Origin of the sequence: Litoribacter ruber (assembly GCF_018500185.1) — a bacterium.
Lineage (GTDB): Bacteria > Bacteroidota > Bacteroidia > Cytophagales > Cyclobacteriaceae > Litoribacter > Litoribacter ruber.
Genome location: NZ_JAHBGI010000001.1, coordinates 76,987 through 93,383 on the forward strand (window position 1 = coordinate 76,987; position 16,397 = coordinate 93,383).

The 16,397-nt window shown below is 44.9% G+C and carries 16 protein-coding genes; 12 read left to right on the top strand and 4 right to left on the bottom strand.

The window, feature by feature from the left end:
• Positions 1 to 53: 53 nt before the first annotated feature.
• Entirely contained in the window at positions 54 to 656 is a 603-nt protein-coding gene (locus tag KIH41_RS00345) for a hypothetical protein (RefSeq protein WP_214161128.1), read from the bottom strand.
• Between the two features lie 324 nt (positions 657 to 980).
• On the opposite strand from KIH41_RS00345, the gene KIH41_RS00350 reads away from it, so the two are divergent.
• Complete coding sequence (locus KIH41_RS00350; RefSeq protein WP_214161129.1) at positions 981 to 1,883, top strand: TIGR01777 family oxidoreductase; 903 nt, start codon at positions 981 to 983, stop codon at positions 1,881 to 1,883.
• Positions 1,884 to 1,888: 5 nt separating this feature from the next.
• On the opposite strand, the gene KIH41_RS18290 is transcribed toward KIH41_RS00350, so the two are convergent.
• Together KIH41_RS18290 and KIH41_RS00360 are read right to left on the bottom strand one after the other, a co-directional pair.
• Positions 1,889 to 2,098, bottom strand: coding sequence for a PLDc N-terminal domain-containing protein (locus KIH41_RS18290; protein ID WP_213946200.1), 210 nt, complete (start codon positions 2,096 to 2,098; stop codon positions 1,889 to 1,891).
• On the bottom strand, positions 2,098 to 2,310 hold the full coding sequence (locus KIH41_RS00360) for a PLDc N-terminal domain-containing protein (protein WP_213946201.1): 213 nt from the start codon (positions 2,308 to 2,310) through the stop codon (positions 2,098 to 2,100). Before KIH41_RS00360 ends, KIH41_RS18290 begins: the two co-directional genes overlap by 1 nt.
• A gap of 166 nt (positions 2,311 to 2,476) precedes the next feature.
• Here KIH41_RS00360 and KIH41_RS00365 point away from each other — a divergent pair, with 166 nt between their 5' ends.
• The 3 genes from KIH41_RS00365 (at position 2,477) to KIH41_RS00375 (ending at position 7,087) form a co-directional block, all read left to right on the top strand.
• The gene (locus KIH41_RS00365) at positions 2,477 to 5,035 is read left to right on the top strand and encodes a M14 family metallopeptidase (RefSeq protein ID WP_214161130.1); all 2,559 of its coding nucleotides are present in this window, start codon (positions 2,477 to 2,479) and stop codon (positions 5,033 to 5,035) included.
• A 162-nt stretch (positions 5,036 to 5,197) separates the two neighbouring features.
• The gene (locus tag KIH41_RS00370; protein ID WP_214161131.1) at positions 5,198 to 5,701 is read left to right on the top strand and encodes a hypothetical protein; all 504 of its coding nucleotides are present in this window, start codon (positions 5,198 to 5,200) and stop codon (positions 5,699 to 5,701) included.
• 6 nt (positions 5,702 to 5,707) lie between these two features.
• Positions 5,708 to 7,087 (top strand): methyltransferase RsmF C-terminal domain-like protein, encoded by a 1,380-nt coding sequence (locus KIH41_RS00375; protein ID WP_214161132.1) that lies wholly within the window; start codon positions 5,708 to 5,710, stop codon positions 7,085 to 7,087.
• A 130-nt stretch (positions 7,088 to 7,217) separates the two neighbouring features.
• On the opposite strand, the gene hflX is transcribed toward KIH41_RS00375, so the two are convergent.
• Entirely contained in the window at positions 7,218 to 8,483 is a 1,266-nt protein-coding gene (gene hflX / locus KIH41_RS00380; protein ID WP_213946205.1) for a GTPase HflX, read from the bottom strand.
• Between the two features lie 154 nt (positions 8,484 to 8,637).
• On the opposite strand from hflX, the gene rfbC reads away from it, so the two are divergent.
• From rfbC to KIH41_RS00420, 8 genes are all read left to right on the top strand, one after another.
• Entirely contained in the window at positions 8,638 to 9,189 is a 552-nt protein-coding gene (rfbC, locus tag KIH41_RS00385) for a dTDP-4-dehydrorhamnose 3,5-epimerase (RefSeq protein WP_214161133.1), read from the top strand.
• A complete protein-coding gene (locus KIH41_RS00390) occupies positions 9,189 to 9,938 on the top strand; it encodes a tyrosine-protein phosphatase (RefSeq protein ID WP_213946207.1) in 750 nt (249 codons plus the stop codon). The genes rfbC and KIH41_RS00390 overlap by 1 nt, the downstream gene beginning before the upstream one ends.
• Positions 9,935 to 10,909 carry an NAD-dependent epimerase/dehydratase family protein gene (locus KIH41_RS00395; RefSeq protein WP_214161134.1) on the top strand — a complete coding sequence of 325 codons (975 nt, stop codon included), beginning with the start codon at positions 9,935 to 9,937 and terminating at the stop codon, positions 10,907 to 10,909. Before KIH41_RS00390 ends, KIH41_RS00395 begins: the two co-directional genes overlap by 4 nt.
• Before the next feature lie 105 nt (positions 10,910 to 11,014).
• A complete protein-coding gene (locus tag KIH41_RS00400; protein WP_214161135.1) occupies positions 11,015 to 12,430 on the top strand; it encodes a tetratricopeptide repeat protein in 1,416 nt (471 codons plus the stop codon).
• Positions 12,431 to 12,464: 34 nt separating this feature from the next.
• Positions 12,465 to 13,226 (top strand): phosphosulfolactate synthase, encoded by a 762-nt coding sequence (locus tag KIH41_RS00405; RefSeq protein WP_213946210.1) that lies wholly within the window; start codon positions 12,465 to 12,467, stop codon positions 13,224 to 13,226.
• A 60-nt stretch (positions 13,227 to 13,286) separates the two neighbouring features.
• Positions 13,287 to 14,219: a DUF368 domain-containing protein gene (locus KIH41_RS00410; RefSeq protein ID WP_213946211.1), complete on the top strand. Its 933-nt coding sequence runs from the start codon at positions 13,287 to 13,289 to the stop codon at positions 14,217 to 14,219.
• Complete coding sequence (locus KIH41_RS00415; RefSeq protein WP_214161136.1) at positions 14,216 to 14,962, top strand: shikimate dehydrogenase family protein; 747 nt, start codon at positions 14,216 to 14,218, stop codon at positions 14,960 to 14,962. The genes KIH41_RS00410 and KIH41_RS00415 overlap by 4 nt, the downstream gene beginning before the upstream one ends.
• A gap of 18 nt (positions 14,963 to 14,980) precedes the next feature.
• Positions 14,981 to 16,231: a pyridoxal-dependent decarboxylase gene (locus KIH41_RS00420; RefSeq protein ID WP_214161137.1), complete on the top strand. Its 1,251-nt coding sequence runs from the start codon at positions 14,981 to 14,983 to the stop codon at positions 16,229 to 16,231.
• Positions 16,232 to 16,397 lie beyond the last annotated feature (166 nt).

Below are 16,397 nucleotides of genomic sequence, written 5' to 3' on the forward strand. Positions count from 1 at the left end.
AAAAGCTGTGTATTATCATATACACAGCTTCTTGTATTAGACTTTTAGGCTAATTAGTTACGTGGTTGTTGTTGAGTTTGAGTGTTGGTTCTTGTATCTCTCGTACCGGCATCATCTCTATCTCTAGTGTCGGTTACGTTATCTACTTCGTCTTTCAAAGTACCAATCTCATCCTTCATTCTGTCTTGATCATTTTCCATTCTGTCCTGATCGCTTCTGATTAGGTCTTTCTGGTTATCCCACTCGTCATCGCTCATGGTAGTCAAGTCATTTCTGTTCATGAAAGACTTATGCTTGTCCATTAGAGCTTTGTGCTCCTCTTTCATGGCTTGATGCTTCTGGTTCATCTCATCTCTTCTGGACATTAGCTGCTGATAAGTGTTGGCATCAGTCACTACTTCTCTGTCATCGTCACGGTTGGTGTCAGTTCCGATCCCAGCATCGTTAGCTCTGTCTCTGTTATCGTTGTACCAAGCATCGATTTCTCTTCTCTTTTCTTCGATGTCCCTATCTTTTTCCTGATAATCTTGCTCCCAGTCTCTGTAATCGTCACGGAAGTTTTCTACTTGATCGTGCCTGTTGTCAGCATCACAAGCCACCATAGCAAATAGGGAAGCGGCAATTCCAAAGGTGAATAATTTTCTTTTTGTGTACATAGTGTTAGTTATTTAAGTGAACTATTTGGTTAAATGCTTCAACATTTGTGCCTGTAAGAAGTTTTACACAGATGTCAAAAAAAACTTTTTTTATTCATTTTCCAGATTGATCCTCCGGTTCAAAACTTCATTGGGAAATATATCAAAAGCTTTGCCATTGTGCATTAACGGAATAAAAATTTTCACTTATAAGATTTAAATTCAATTTAGATTAATAAATCTAGGTAAAATAGTAAAAAACAAGCAAGGATTAAATACCAGTATTAAGCTTTTGCTAATCCTTGCATTTTTTCCTATGTTTAACTATCACCTAAACTTGGCTATATGAAAAAGATTTTAATTACCGGAGGTTCCGGTCTTGTCGGCAAAAAAATCACCGAGCAACTGGAAAGGGAAGATTATGAAGTCGCCTGGCTGAGCCGCAGTCCAAAGGAAGGCCGAAAAACCTTCATCTGGGATGTGGAGAAACAGGAAATAGACCCCTACGCCATGCGCTGGGCTGACGCCATTATACACCTCGCCGGGGCCGGGGTAGCCGATAAGCGCTGGACTGAAAAACGGAAACGGGAAATCCTCGACAGCCGGGTTGAGTCCACCCGTTTGCTGTTTGAAGCTGCCCGCACCGAGGAAGAAAAACCAAAGGTAATCGTATCGGCAAGTGCTGTGGGGTATTATGGGATGGACACGGGTGACACCTTGTTAAATGAGGAAGACAAGCCTGGAGATGATTTTTTGGCAGAAGTGGTTAAAAAGTGGGAAAAGGAGGTGAAGCATTTTGAATCCCTACACATACGCACCGTGATGTTGAGAATTGGAATCGTTTTGGCCAGTGAAGGTGGGGCGCTTTCCGAAATCTTGAGGCCACCCGTGGCTGCCCCGCTTGGAACGGGAGAACAGTTTATGAGCTGGATCCACTTGAGCGATCTTGCCCGGATGTTCCGCCATGCTTTATTCAATGATTCCGTCCATGGGGTTTACAACGCCGTTGGGCCAAAGCCTGTAACCAACCGGGAGTTGACAGAAAAAGCTGCCAAAGCCAAAGGCAAGCCATTTGTAAATGTAGGTGTGCCCAAAGCGGTGCTGAGAGTGGTGCTGGGGGAGATGGCACAAATGGTGCTGGGCGGTAACAAAGTGTCAAGCCTCAAGATACAATCGGCCGGCTACAAATTCAGGTACAATGATATCGATGATGCCTTGGGCCAGCTATTTTATCAATATAAGGAATAAGCTTGCTAAACTTTCTGCTTTGGGGAAAGCAGCCAATATAGAATTGGCCCGAAGACCTGTGCCAGGAGAATTATCAGAATCCAGATAATTTTCATGGTAGGGTCGCGGAAATTTGAGCGTACCGCGTCCACAAGTGTCATTATCCAGAATACAAGATACAACACCCCAAGTATGCCCCATAAAAACGGAAAACCATCCGGTCCGATTCTAAACATTAGTTTTCAGATATTTTGTTTTCTTTGCTCAACACCCAATACAAAATAGGTCCCACCACCTGAAAGATCACGATGATGACAATCCAAACCACTCGCGATATCTCATCTCTATAATTTGCCCGGGCAGCATGCACGATGGTGATTATCCAAAATAGCACATACAGAATTCCAAGAACCACTACTGCAGACAAGGAGTGAAAAAATGTTTCCATTTCAAAGCAGTTAAAAGTTAGTAATCAAGTATTATAGCCATCCAAAATAAAATTCTTCTTTCAAGGATTATAATTTAGCAGCTTGAAGTCCCGTTCCTATTTATTAAATCGAAAGGATTATAATATTAGGAAAATTACGGGAATAAAAAAACCTAAAAATTTTATAATGAGAAAAATTTTCAGTCTATTGTTCTGCCTAGTGTTTGTTCAAGCAAATGCACAGGTGGATTTGGATTATTATTTACAAGGAAATTTCACTTACAAAGAAGAGGTCCCCACGCCCAAGGATGTTTTGGGCTTTCAGGTGGGAGACTGGCATGTGAGCCACGACCAAGTGGTGATGTACATGAAAGCTGTCGCTGATGCTTCAGAAAGAGTTCAACTCGAAGAATACGCTAGATCGTATGAGCAGCGCCCGCTGTTGGTCCTGACGATTACCCATCCGGATAACTTTTCCCGCATCCCCGATATCAAAGCCGACCGAAAGCGGCTTCGTGACTCTAGGCAATCGGGCAATGTGGATATAGATAACATGCCGATTGTGATGTGGATGGGCTATTCTGTCCACGGAAATGAGCCAAGTGGGGTGAACGCCTCCTTATTGGCTTTGTATCACTTTGCCGCGGCTCAGGAAATTGAGGAAGACCTCAAGGATATGATCATCCTGCTTGACCCGGCTATTAACCCAGATGGTATTAACAGGTTTGCTTCTTGGGTCAATTCCCACAAAAGTTACAACATGAACGGCGACCCCAATTCCAGGGAGTTTGATGAAGCTTGGCCGAGAGGGAGAACGAATCATTATTGGTTTGACCTTAACCGTGACTGGATGCCGGTTCAGCACCCTGAATCCAGAGGGAGAATCGAAAAAATCCAGGATTGGAAGCCAAATATCGTATTGGATTTCCACGAGATGGGCACCAACAGCACTTATTTCTTTCAGCCGGGAATACCTAGTAGAAACCACCCGCTTACACCAAAAAGGAATTTTGAACTGACCGAAAAAATTGCCCAGTATCATGCCAAACATTTGGATAAAATCGGCTCGCTTTATTATACCCAGGAAAGTTTTGACGATTTTTATTACGGCAAGGGTTCTACTTACCCAGACGTACAAGGGGCAGTAGGGATTCTATTTGAGCAGGCTTCCTCTAGAGGCCACCTGCAGGAGAGCGTTTTTGGACCTCTATCCTTCCCGTTCACTATCCGCAACCAGTTTACCACCTCGCTTTCCTCTTTTGAGGCGGCCAAGGAAATGCGCCAGGAGATGAATACCTATATGAGGGACTTTTACAAAGATGCAGCGAGTGAATTTGGCAATGACCCGAACAAAGCCATCATTTTTGGCGATTTGGATGATAAGTCCCGGTCCCACCACCTTGCCGACATGATTTTGCATCATGAAATTGATCTTTATAAACTAAAGCAGGATATTACTGTAAACGGAAAAGAATTTCAAGCCGAAAAAGCTTTTGTGGTACCGTTGAACCAGCCTCAGTACAAGCTGATCAAGGGGATGTTTGAGGAGAGGACTGAATTTGAGGACAGCTTGTTCTACGATGTTTCCGCCTGGACCCTGCCCATGGCCTTCAACCTGGATTACATGAAATTGAACAGCAGGATTATGAATCTCGCTGAAGTGGAGGAAGTGACTAAAGCGGATTTTGAGATGCCTAAAGGTGAGGTGATTGGAGATTCTGGGGCATATGCTTATGCTTTTGAGTGGAGTGAATATTATGCGCCAAAAGCAGCTTATAAATTAATGGAGAAAGGCTACATGCTTCGCGTGAGTCATACTGAGTTTAATGTTGAAGAGGGGAAATCCTTCAGAAGGGGGACTATCTTGGTCAGCCAAGGCCATGGGGCAGAAGCTGATCCCAATATGCACCAGACGATTCAGAAAATAGCCGAGGAAACTGGCGTGGATTTTTACGCCATTGGTTCTGGGTATACCCAAGGAGCTAACTTAGGTTCCCCAAGCATTGATGTGTTAGAAAAACCTTCCATTGCACTGTTGGTTGATGGCGGAGTGTACAGCAACGAGGCCGGTGAGATCTGGCACTTACTCGACCAGCGTTTTGAAATGCCGATCACGCTGCTGCCGATGAAAAACTTTAACCGTACTGACCTTAACCGCTACAATGTAATTGTAATGGCCAACGGAAACTACAGTAGCTTGGGAAAAAACGGCGCGGAAAAACTTAAGGACTGGGCTTCGGCTGGCAATACCGTGATCGCCAGAGGGAATGCTTTGACTTGGTTAAACCAGCAGGATGTGGCAAAATTTTCCTTCAAGGATGAAAAAGAAGAGAAGCCGGCGGAGCAACTCAGTTATGCAGATATGAGAAACACCACGGGAGCTCAAGTTACAGGTGGAGCTATTTTCAATGTAAAATTGGACACTACCCACCCGGTAAACTATGGTTACTACAAGCCTGAAATGTACACCTTCAGAAGCAGTAACCAATTCATGGAGCTTTCTGACAACCCGTATGCCAACCCGGTTGTCTACACGGATGAGCCTTTAGCTTCTGGATATGTTTTTCCTGCCAACTTGGAAAAAATGAAGAACACTGGTGGGGTTAGGGTAGCCTCCGTGGGAAGGGGCCGTGTGGTCGGATTTGTTGATAATCCAAACTTCAGAGCATTTTGGTTTGGAACCAACAAACTGTTTATGAACTCGATTTTCTTCGGGCAGACCATCAGCCCGCAGTCAGCCCGATAATTCTAGCACTATTTTGGATAAAAGAGCATTGGAGCGAAAGTTTCAATGCTCTTTTCTTTCAACCGGGGTGGAGGCTAATTATACTTTCAAAAACCGGATTGATGGAGGTTCTTTTTCATTTTTGTAATAAAAGGTTTAATTTGCATCGAATTTGTCCGTAAAATGATCCAGAAATTATTCCCCTTAGATAAAAATTACATTCTGCGTCAGGCCCAAGCGAGTTTGGAGCCCCAGCTGCTTGATGTGATGGTAACGGAGCTGAAGGCTTCCTATACCCGACTTTTTAATCCATTAGGATTGATGGACAATACTTACCGCCAGATTATGGAAACGGCGGAATTTCCAAAAGACCGCATTCAGGTGATTTACAACCAGCTTGCCGGTATTTACCGCTACAAGTTTGGAGACAACCAGCTTGAATTGTTGTTCGATGGCCGTTCCCATTTGGAGAAATATCAGGACGACTGGGCTGCTCAATTTGTCATGTGGTTGAGAGAACTTGGCCAGCATGAATCCTATGTGAAGACCATGTTGAGGATGACATTGCTATTCGATACGGAAAGCAGGGCTGAATTCTCTGAAAACCGCTGCAAGAGCTTCATCAACGAATATTTTGCCCTAAAGATCGTCAAGAGAAAAGGCGAACTCAAGTTAAAATCAGCCTAATCCATAATGTCAGAAGCCTCCAATAAGCTTCCCTCAGCATTTAAGCGTACCATTCAAGAGCAACTCGGGGCTGAGGAAAGCCAGGAGTTTTTCCAGGCCTTGGAAGGCAATCCCCAAACTTCCATCAGGACCAACCCCTACAAATGGAATGCGGATAATCCCCCCGGTCTGCCAGTTCCGTGGGCCACCCATGGATACTTTCTCAAAAGTAGGCCCTCATTTACCCTTGACCCGCTATTCCACGCCGGGGCATATTATGTTCAGGAGTCTTCCTCCATGTTCATTTCCCATATTTTGGAAAGCGTAAACGCCCCCAAAGGCATTTACCTGGATCTCTGTGCCGCACCCGGGGGCAAATCGACCTTGCTTAGCAGCTATTTGGGCAACGACGGCCTGTTGGTAGCCAATGAGGTCATCAAGTCCCGGGCTAACATTCTCAAAGAAAACGTGATCAAGTGGGGCCTGGGCAATACGGTGGTTACCAATAATGACCCTTCCCACTTTGAAGACTTGGAGGGCTTTTTCGATCTTTTGGTGATTGACGCCCCCTGCTCTGGGGAGGGAATGTTTCGCAAGGATGCGCAGGCAAGAAACGAATGGTCTCCTGAGCATGTGGAAATCTGCGCAGCCAGGCAGGAACGCATTCTTAATGCCACAGGTGCGCTGGTGGCAGCAGGCGGTTATCTTCTTTTCAGCACCTGTACTTTCAACGAAAAGGAAAACGAGGAAAACCTCCGATACCTCACCGAAGAATTTGCCTTTGAGCCGGTAAGGATTTCTATTCAGCCAGAATGGGGGATAGTGGAAACTGAAGTGGAGGTTGAGGGTCAGACATATTTTGGATATAGATTCTATCCCCACAAAGTGCAGGGGGAAGGCTTTTTTATCACCGTCCTCAGGCGGCCGGATGATGCCTATGTTTTGCCAGTCAAAAAGCAGAAAGATTTCAAACACCCTTTTCTTTCGCGCAGCGGACAAAAGGAGAAAGTCAAGGAGTTATTGGGATTGGAGAATGAATTTGAGTTTTACGAACTCAAAGGAAGCCTTTTTCTAATGGACAGTTGGTATGCCCCACATTTTGAGCAATTGACAAAAAGCCTGAATGTGAAATACTTCGGAGTGGAGTTGGGAAAAGTCAGCGGCGAACAGTTTCTGCCTACCCATGAATTTGCCCTTAGCCTAATTGAGAAGAAAGGTTTTTCAAAATTGGAGCTGACTAGGGAGCAAGCCCTCAGCTATCTGCGCAAGGAGGATTTTGAGCTGCCTACTTCGGAAGAAGGCTGGCATCTGGTTACATTTGAAACACTTCCGCTGGGCTGGATAAAAAATATCGGGAACCGTGTCAACAATTATTACCCGAAGGACTGGCGAATCCGGATGAAATGATATAAAATTTAATTATCCGCGATAATGCCATTAGCCAATTTCTTTTGATTGGCGGGACGGAAGACCGAAGAAATCTGCGGATTATATTAAATAAAAATGGGAAACCGATTGGCTTCCCGTTTTGTCAATTCTATTCCATGTCCCTGAATTGTGAAAGGTCAATAGTCTCGTCTTCGAGGTAGTTAGGGTAGATTTTTATGTGATGCTTTTTAACTTCATCCACCAAGCTATATCTCAGTTTTTCAATATTTGTACCGTCTTCAGCGGCCATAAATACCGGCGGAATCCCCATTTTCTTAGTGTAACTCTCCTCAAGCTTATCGAAGTCCAAGAAATTGGCTTCCTCGATTTCGTGCTCCGTCATATGAAGAAGTTCTTCCTCGGAAGGCATTTTGGGCACCAAGTCGATTTTATTGAACACCAAAATGGTAGGCTTGTTGGAAACGCCTATCTCAGTCAAGGTTTGGTTTACCACATTGATATGATCCTCAAAGTTGGGATGGGAAATGTCCACCACATGCACCAGAATATCGGCCTCCCGGATCTCATCCAATGTGGATTTGAAGGATTCGATCAGGTGGGTGGGGAGTTTTCTGATAAAACCTACCGTATCGGAAAGCAAAAATGGAATGTTTTCCAAAACCACCTTTCTTACTGTCGCATCCACCGTAGCGAAAAGTTTATCCTCAGCCAATACATCAGCCTTGGTCATCAGGCGCATCAGGGTGCTTTTACCCACGTTGGTATATCCTACCAAGGCGACCCTAACTATACCTTTCCGTCCTTTACGCTGGGTTTCCCCCTGCTTTTCGATTTTCTTTAGCTTGTCTTTGAGCAGGGTGATCTGGTTTCGGATATCCCTTTTATCTGTTTCGATTTCCTTTTCACCGGCACCACCCCTAGTGGCCGTACCGCCTCGCTGCCTTTCCAAGTGGGTCCACATCCGGGTCAGTCTTGGCAAAAGGTATTGATACCGGGCCAGTTCCACTTGGGTCTTTGCCTGGGCCGTTTGCGCTCTTTTCAGAAAGATATCCAAGATCAAAAGTGAACGGTCGTAAACCTTCACTTTCAGCTCATTTTCCAAGTTTCTCATCTGGGAGGCCGAAAGATCGTCATCAAAGATCACCATGTCCACCTCAAAATGCTTGACGTAGGCCTGGATTTCCTCAAGCTTACCGGAGCCCACAAAAGTGCGTACATCCGGCCTTTCCATTCTTTGGGTAAACCTATAAACGGCACGGGCACCGAGCGTTTCGGTCAGGAAGGCCAGCTCGTCCAGATATTCTTGGGCCTGCTGCTCGCTTTGGTTTTGATGGATCAATCCTACCAATACCGCCGTTTCCTCTACGGGGGCGGTATCATAGAGTTTTTTTAATTTTCGAGAATATTTACTCATTTACTATATTTACAGTCTATTAAATTGGGCTTGTGCCCACATGGTAAGGATAACAATAAAAATACCACTTACATTCCCCTTGGTTGCAAATCTTCGGTAGAATGTTAGCTTTGTGTACATAAAGTTAAGGCTCTTTTTCGCATTTTTGTTCAGCATGGAAATAAAACAAGTCTTCATACAAGGAGTTTATGAAATCTACCCTAGGGCTTTTTCGGATGAGCGGGGGTATTTTTTGGAGGTTTTCCGCGAGGATCTGCTCCGGAAAAATGGAATCGCGGAAACCTGGGTGCAGGAAAACCAGTCTTTTTCCAAGAAAGGCACCATCAGGGGGCTGCATTTCCAGAAAGAGCCTTTCGCCCAGGCCAAGTTGGCCCGGGTGATCGTAGGCAAAGTTTGGGAAGTATGTGTGGATTTGCGAAAAAACTCACCTACTTTTGGCATGCATCATGCGGTTGTCCTGGATGATCAACAGCATAACATGCTTTATTTGCCGGCCGGATTTGCCCACGGCTTTGCTGCTTTGGAAGACACCGTCTTTAGTTACCGCTGCAGCAATCATTACAACAAGGAATCAGAAGGGGGAGTCATTTGGGACGATGCTGATCTGGCAATAGATTGGCAGGTGGAAAACCCTATTCTTTCTGATAAGGATATCTTGTTGCCAAGTTTAAAGGAATTTGTAAAAGATAGTGGAGGAGGACTTTGATGTCATTATTAGACTTATTATTAGGATCGGGAACAAAACAACGTGAAGCGCTTGATTTAAGCTGGTTGGGGGTGGATATGCATTCCCATCTGATCCCAGGAATCGACGATGGTTCCCAGAGTATGGATGAATCGATTACCATGATCGGCCGGCTGGTGAAGCTGGGCATCAAGAAGATCATCACTACTCCCCATATCATGACCGAGTTTTACAAAAACTCTCCAGGTACCATTCTTACCGGTCTGGATGACCTTCGGGCCGCGCTCAAAGCATACGATGTGGATGTGGAGATCGAGGCCGCTGCCGAGTACTATTTGGATGAGATTTTCATGCAAAAAGTGGAGGCCGGGGAAAAGCTCCTAACCATGGGTGGCCAATACGTGCTGGTGGAAACCGGCTTTATGAGCAAGCCTCAGATGCTTTTGGAAAGCTTTTTTGCCCTGGAGCTTCAAGGATACACCCCCATCTTTGCCCATCCAGAGAGATATCTTTACCTTCACAATGACGAAAAGCTCCTCAAATCCCTAATGGATCGTGGTATTCTCTTTCAGGCCAATTTGCTATCCTACACAGGGTATTACGGAAAAGCCGTCAAAAAATTTGCAGAAAGGCTCGTAGATGCCAAGCAGGTGATGCTGCTGGGAACCGATGCCCATAACATCAAATACCTGGATGCGCTAGAGGACCTCACCATGCACAAATATTATCACAAACTCAGAGCCCTTCCGCTGCTGAACAGCTCCCTATGAAAATATTGATTACTGGCATCACGGGTCTGTTTGGAAGTTACCTAGCCAAGACGTTTCTGCCTTTAGGTGAAATCCATGGATTAAAGCGTGCAGAAAGCAAACTTGATCTACTCGCTGAAATCAATGAACAAATTCATTGGCATGAAGGCGATATCAACGATTACCAGTCAATGGAAGAGGCATTTGAGGGCATGGATGTGGTCATCCATTCTGCGGGGATGGTGTCGTTCCGCAACGGTGACGAGGAGAAGCTTTTGAAAGTCAACGTGGAGGGTACTGCCAATGTGGTCAATGTGATGCTGGGCCAAGGGATCAAAAAGTTGATTCATGTGAGTTCAGTTGCCGCTATTGGGCGCAATCCCGAGAAGATGCTGATGGACGAGCGGGAAAAATGGGTCACCTCTGACCTAAATACCCCATATGCCATTTCAAAATACCTGGGAGAGCTTGAGGCCTGGCGAGGCGCCCAGGAGGGGCTTGAAGTTATAGTGGTAAACCCATCCGTTCTTTTGGGCAAAGTCGATGATAACAGAAGCAGCTCGGCCATTTATGAATATGTGCTCCAGGAAAAGAAATTCTTTCCTAAGGGAAATGTGAACTATATAGATGTAAGAGATGCGGCTAAGATTACCGCAGAGCTGTTTCAGAAGAACGTCTGGGGAGAAAGGTTTATTCTTAACAAGGAAGGCATTTCTTACGCTGAATTTTTTAAATCCACCGCTGAGGTGTTGGATAGGAAAGCCCCCAAGTGGCCGGTTCCGAGCAGGTTGATAAGGTTTGCCGATTACTTCTTCAAAATTAAAGGCCTGTTCACCCAAAATGCCCCCAGCTTCAGCAAAAAAGCGGTCAGAGCAGCCCAGTTTCCCATAGTTTTTAACAATGCAAAAGTCGGGAAGCTCCTCAACTTTCGATATACGCCCCTAAAGGAGACCTTGGAGTGGGCCCGAAGTGAACGAAAACAACTTGGCTGAGGTTTTGTGATTTGGATTAATAGGCCCAGGTAAAAATTAACCATGGCTTGTTAGGGGGTATCAATTTTATTGGTATCTTAATGACTATATTCTAAATTACTTTCGATGACTGGAGATTTTGATCACAATAGGGATGAGGAAAAAGCGCTTGTGCAGAAATTTGAAGATTCTCTCAAGGCTAACCTAGATCTGTTCTTCGACGAGGAGCAGCTGGAAGACATCATCCGCTATTACTTTGACGCGAGCAAATACAAGAGGGCCTTAAAGGCCAGCGACCTTGCTCTGGAGAAATTTCCGTTTTCAATAGAAATCAAGCTGTTAAAGGCTCAAAGCCTGATCTTCAATGACGAATTGGAGGAGGGCATGGAAATACTCGAACAAATTAACAACATTTCACCCAACAATGAGGAGATCGTGCTCGCCCTGAGCAACGGGTATCTTCTAAGTGGCAGCCCAAAAGAGGCCATCCAATTGCTGGAAAACTTCCTGCCCTTGGCAGATGATAAAGCTGAGGTGTACTATAGCCTGGGGAACTTTTACCGTGCCGATGGGCAGGTGAAAAATGCCATCCAAGCCTACAAAGAGGCCGTAAAGCTTCGGATCAACCATGAGGACGCCCTGTTCCAACTGGCCATGATTACCGAAGAAGAAGGTTCCTTTGACGAAATTCTCGATTTTTATAAAGAGTTTATCGATCAGGATCCCTATAGTGCGGGCGCCTGGTACAATTTGGGCGTGGTGTACAACCGGCTGGGAAGATTTGAAGAGGCCATTCATGCCTATGATTACGCCCTGTTGATAGACGACACTTTTGCCTCGGCCTATTTCAACTTGGGCAATGCCTACATGAACACCAAACAGTTTGATCTGGCGTTGGAGGCTTATCAAAACACCATCAATTGTGAGGGTGCCAATGCGGAAAACTGCTGTTATTTGGCCGCGGCTTATGAAAAGCTCGACCAAATAGACCAGGCATTCAAATATTTTAAAAAATCAGCCAAACTGGATCCGGAATACGACGATGCCTGGTTTGGGTTGGGCATGTGTATGCTCAAAAAGGACAAGTTCTTTGAAGCCATCCATTATTTCAAAAAAGCCATCAATCTTGGTGTTGAAAATGCGAATTACTGGGTAGGTCTTGCAGATGCCGAGTACAATTTAGGTAACCTGCACGCCAGTTCCGAGGCCTACGAGGAGGCTATTAATTTGGAACCGGGCATCATGGAGGCCTATGTAAACCTTTCGATCATTTATTTTGATCAAAACAGGTTTGAGGAAGCTGTGGATGTATTAAAGGAGGGAATTGAGGAGCTGCCTGAGGAAGCCGAGTTATATTATAGGTTAGTAGTTTATTTCATTAAGACGGGTAAATACAAAGAAGCCTTTTCATTTTTGGAAAATGCGTTAACTTTGAATTTTGAACGACATGAGCTCCTGTATGAGTTGATGCCCGAAATTAGGCATCAGACCTCCATTTACAAGATTATTGCTCAATATAAGGACGGGTCGGCAAAAGAATAATAGCCTATTAAACTATTACCTTAAATTTTGTAGAATGAATTATGTCCTAAAAAACATTCCTGTGCGTACTGAAAAGCCTCGTACCACGGGATTTACTATGGCCATGGACAAAGGCCTAAGCTTGCGTGAGGTAAGCGATCTTATCGAGACAGCAGGCGATTTTGTAGATATTGTAAAACTTGGTTGGGCTACCTCATATGTGACCAAGCAACTTGATGAAAAACTAAGGCTGTACAAGCAGGCCAATATTCCCGTTTATTTTGGTGGTACTTTGTTTGAAGCTTTTGTGATCAGAGACCAGTTTGACGATTACCGAAAGGTGTTGGAAAAATATGAGCTTTCATTCGCAGAGGTTTCTGATGGGTCAATTGTTTTGGATCACAAAAAAAAATGTGAGTATATCAAAACCCTGGCCCAAGACGTAACGGTCCTTTCAGAAGTGGGATCCAAGGATGCTGCCAAGATCATTCCTCCTTACAAATGGATTGAGCAGATGCGGAAGGAGTTGGATGCGGGTGCCTGGAAAGTAATCGGTGAAGCACGTGAAGGTGGGAATGTCGGGCTTTTCCGCGACAGCGGGGAAGTAAGACAAGGCCTAGTGGAAGAAATCCTGACCCAGATTCCTGAAGATAAGATCATTTGGGAAGCTCCACAAAAAGCCCAACAGGTTTGGTTTATCAAACTTATAGGTTCCAATGTAAATTTGGGAAATATCGCACCCAATGAGATCATTCCACTGGAAACTATCCGGTTGGGCTTGAGAGGGGACACTTTTGACCATTTTCTGGAAAAATAATTAATCAAAAAAACTAAGCTGTGCAATTCCTGCACAGCTTTTTTAATCCTAGCATCTTTCATGAATTATTTTAAAAAATACCTGCTGACCTATTTGAAAGGTATGGGCATGGGTGGGGCCGATATTGTACCAGGCGTATCTGGGGGGTCGATTGCCCTAATTACCGGAATTTATGAGGAACTGCTCGACAGTATAAAATCCGTGGACGCCACGGCCGCTAAACTCCTATTCAGTTTTGACCTGAAGGCGCTGTGGCGTCATGTGAATGGCCCGTTTTTATTGGCCCTTTTTCTGGGTATTTTCACCAGTATATTCACGCTGAGCAAATTGCTCACGTATTTGATAGACAATCACCCCATTCCGCTCTGGTCTTTCTTCACGGGATTGATTTTGATTTCAGCAATCTGGATTCTAAAGGAAATCAATAGGTGGAGTATTGCGGTGATCATCGCATTGATCTTAGGAATAATCATCGCCTATTTTATTACCTCGTTGCCTCCAATTAGCAGCCCGGATTCAGCGATCTTTACTTTGATAGCAGGTTCTATTGCCATTTGTGCCATGATACTGCCTGGAATCTCCGGAAGTTTTATCCTTTTGATTCTAGGACAATACGAAGCCATACTGGAGGCGGTAAACCAGCGGGACGTTATAAAGCTGGGTTTGTTTGCCGTGGGCTGCGTGATCGGTTTGTTGAGCTTCAGCAGGTTGGTCAGCTGGTTGCTTAAGCACTACCACGCCCTGACTCTGGCGCTTCTTTCCGGCTTTATGCTGGGGTCGATTAACAAAATCTGGCCTTGGAAGTTGGTATTAAGCTACAGGATGAGCAGTTCTGGGGTTGAAAAGCCCTTGGATACCAAAAACATTTGGCCGCAACAATATTTGGAGCAAACCGGTGACAATCCTGAAGTAGGATTAGCCGTAGTGGCTTTTTTAATTGGGATTTTTATCGTTGTCGGTCTTGAGCAGGCAGCCAAAATGATCAAAAAATGAGGGAATTCGGGTTAATAGGTTATCCTTTGTCACATTCTTTTTCCAAGAAATACTTTCAGGAAAAATTCATCCGAGAGGGAATTGCCGAAACCACCTATGAGCTTTTCGAGCTGGAAAGCCTTTCCGAATTTGCCCCTCTGATCCATTCCCATCCAAATCTGGAGGGATTAAATGTGACCATCCCTTATAAGGAAAAGGTTATGACCTTTCTGGAGGAGTTAAGCGATGAGGCTTCCGTAATCGGAGCGGTAAATGTGATCCACAAAAAGAATGGTAGGCTTATCGGGCACAATACTGACCATTTAGGTTTCCAGCAATCTTTAGTAAACTGGCTAGGAGTTGAAAGGCCCGCAGCTCTGATTTTGGGAACCGGCGGGGCTTCCAAAGCTGTGGAGTTTGCCTTGAAAAAACTGGGGATGAGTTATAAATTTGTCAGCAGGAATACGGGTAACGATTTGCTCGGATATTCGTATGATGAATTGAACAGGAAGCCCGAAATTTTGGAACAATATAGGTTAATCATAAACACCACCCCTTTGGGTACCCATCCCAATACCGAGGTGATGCCGCCCATCCCCCTGGATGCGGTCACCGCCAAGCACAAGGTATACGATTTGGTGTATAATCCCGAAAAAACATTCCTAATGAGAAGTGTGGAGGCCCGCGGAGGGCTCTCCAAGAATGGTTTGGAAATGCTGCAACTCCAGGCAGAAGCTGCCTGGAAAATTTGGAACCAATCTTAACCCTTTCATTTTGCTATTATGTTTTGGAAAAAACTATCCCACGAAGAAATAAAAGAACATATCTTCAAAGCCCTGGATGAAAATCTGGATTACCGCGGAGACCACCCGATTTTGGGAATCCCGGGCACCTATCTGGATACCACCGAGTTTTACCCAGATGCACCTTTCTTAAAGGACGCCCCATTCATGTCGGCCATGATCCGCAACCCGAACCACATTGGTTGCCATACACTTTCCGAGGAATCGGTTTTGGAGGTTTTTCAAGGCACCCAAAAAATTGAGCGTGACCTGATCAAACTGGTGGCAGAGGAGATTTTCAACGGCAATCCGGGTGAGCAGGACGGCTACGTAGCCACCGGCGGGACGGAGGCCAATATTGAGGCGATGTGGATTTACAGGAATTATTTTCAAGAGGCCTACGGTGCAAAACTGCATGAAATCGCCTTGGTGTATTCTGAAGACTCCCATTACAGCATGCCAAAGGGCGGCAACCTGCTTAGCCTGCAGAGCATCATCCTCCAAGTGGATGAAAACACCCGCCAGATCACGGATGAATCGCTCAACACCAAGATAGCGGAGGCTAGGAAAAACGGAGTCAAATATTTTATAGTGATTGCCAACCTTTCCACGACCATGTTTGGCTCGGTGGATGATGTCGATAGACTGGGGGATTTTTTCACCAATGAGAATGTGCTCTTCAAAATTCACGTAGATGCCGCATATGGTGGTTTCATTTATCCGTTTACAAATGATCAAAGTAGGTTTTCCTTTCAAAACCCCTACATCAACTCCATCACAGCAGATGGGCACAAAATGCTTCAGACTCCTTACGGTACGGGTCTGTTCCTTATTCGTAAAGGTTTCATGCATTATGTGTGTACCAATGAGGCCCAGTACATCCCTGGAAAAGATTATACCCTCAGCGGCAGTCGCTCGGGGGCCAATGCAGTTTCGATGTGGATGATCCTCAAGATCCATGGTTCTGAGGGGTGGAAATATAAAATGGCCTCGCTTTTAGACAGAACGGAGCGGATCTGCAAAAAACTGGAATATATGGGAGTGGAATATTTCAGGGATCCTTTCCTAAATATCATCACCATGAAAGCCAAATACATATCCCCGAAAATCGCCAATAAATACCATCTGGTGGCCGATAGTTATGAATTTGAGCCTAAATGGTACAAAATCGTCGTGATGCCCCATGTAAGGCAAGGGACTTTGGACTCCTTCCTCATGGATTTGGACGCGGAATTAAAGGCTAAGGCCTAATCAAGGATAGCCTGTCAATTAATTTTGGCAGGCTTTGATTTTTATATGGGTGTGGTTCAGATGGTTAGCCTGTTTGTCGATTTATTTAACCATTTATACACCTCATAAAATGGTATTCGCGCTAATATTTTTCTAAATTATTAGGACTAACAATCTAAAGACCACG

Bases quoted from the DNA above. Each gene is read 5' to 3' on its own strand.
- KIH41_RS00345 (WP_214161128.1), bottom strand. From the start codon at position 656: ATGTACACAAAAAGAAAATTATTCACCTTTGGAATTGCCGCTTCCCTA.
- KIH41_RS00350 (WP_214161129.1), top strand. From the start codon at position 981: ATGAAAAAGATTTTAATTACCGGAGGTTCCGGTCTTGTCGGCAAAAAA.
- KIH41_RS18290 (WP_213946200.1), bottom strand. From the start codon at position 2,098: ATGTTTAGAATCGGACCGGATGGTTTTCCGTTTTTATGGGGCATACTT.
- KIH41_RS00360 (WP_213946201.1), bottom strand. From the start codon at position 2,310: ATGGAAACATTTTTTCACTCCTTGTCTGCAGTAGTGGTTCTTGGAATT.
- KIH41_RS00365 (WP_214161130.1), top strand. From the start codon at position 2,477: ATGAGAAAAATTTTCAGTCTATTGTTCTGCCTAGTGTTTGTTCAAGCA.
- KIH41_RS00370 (WP_214161131.1), top strand. From the start codon at position 5,198: ATGATCCAGAAATTATTCCCCTTAGATAAAAATTACATTCTGCGTCAG.
- KIH41_RS00375 (WP_214161132.1), top strand. From the start codon at position 5,708: ATGTCAGAAGCCTCCAATAAGCTTCCCTCAGCATTTAAGCGTACCATT.
- hflX (WP_213946205.1), bottom strand. From the start codon at position 8,483: ATGAGTAAATATTCTCGAAAATTAAAAAAACTCTATGATACCGCCCCC.
- rfbC (WP_214161133.1), top strand. From the start codon at position 8,638: ATGGAAATAAAACAAGTCTTCATACAAGGAGTTTATGAAATCTACCCT.
- KIH41_RS00390 (WP_213946207.1), top strand. From the start codon at position 9,189: ATGTCATTATTAGACTTATTATTAGGATCGGGAACAAAACAACGTGAA.
- KIH41_RS00395 (WP_214161134.1), top strand. From the start codon at position 9,935: ATGAAAATATTGATTACTGGCATCACGGGTCTGTTTGGAAGTTACCTA.
- KIH41_RS00400 (WP_214161135.1), top strand. From the start codon at position 11,015: ATGACTGGAGATTTTGATCACAATAGGGATGAGGAAAAAGCGCTTGTG.
- KIH41_RS00405 (WP_213946210.1), top strand. From the start codon at position 12,465: ATGAATTATGTCCTAAAAAACATTCCTGTGCGTACTGAAAAGCCTCGT.
- KIH41_RS00410 (WP_213946211.1), top strand. From the start codon at position 13,287: ATGAATTATTTTAAAAAATACCTGCTGACCTATTTGAAAGGTATGGGC.
- KIH41_RS00415 (WP_214161136.1), top strand. From the start codon at position 14,216: ATGAGGGAATTCGGGTTAATAGGTTATCCTTTGTCACATTCTTTTTCC.
- KIH41_RS00420 (WP_214161137.1), top strand. From the start codon at position 14,981: ATGTTTTGGAAAAAACTATCCCACGAAGAAATAAAAGAACATATCTTC.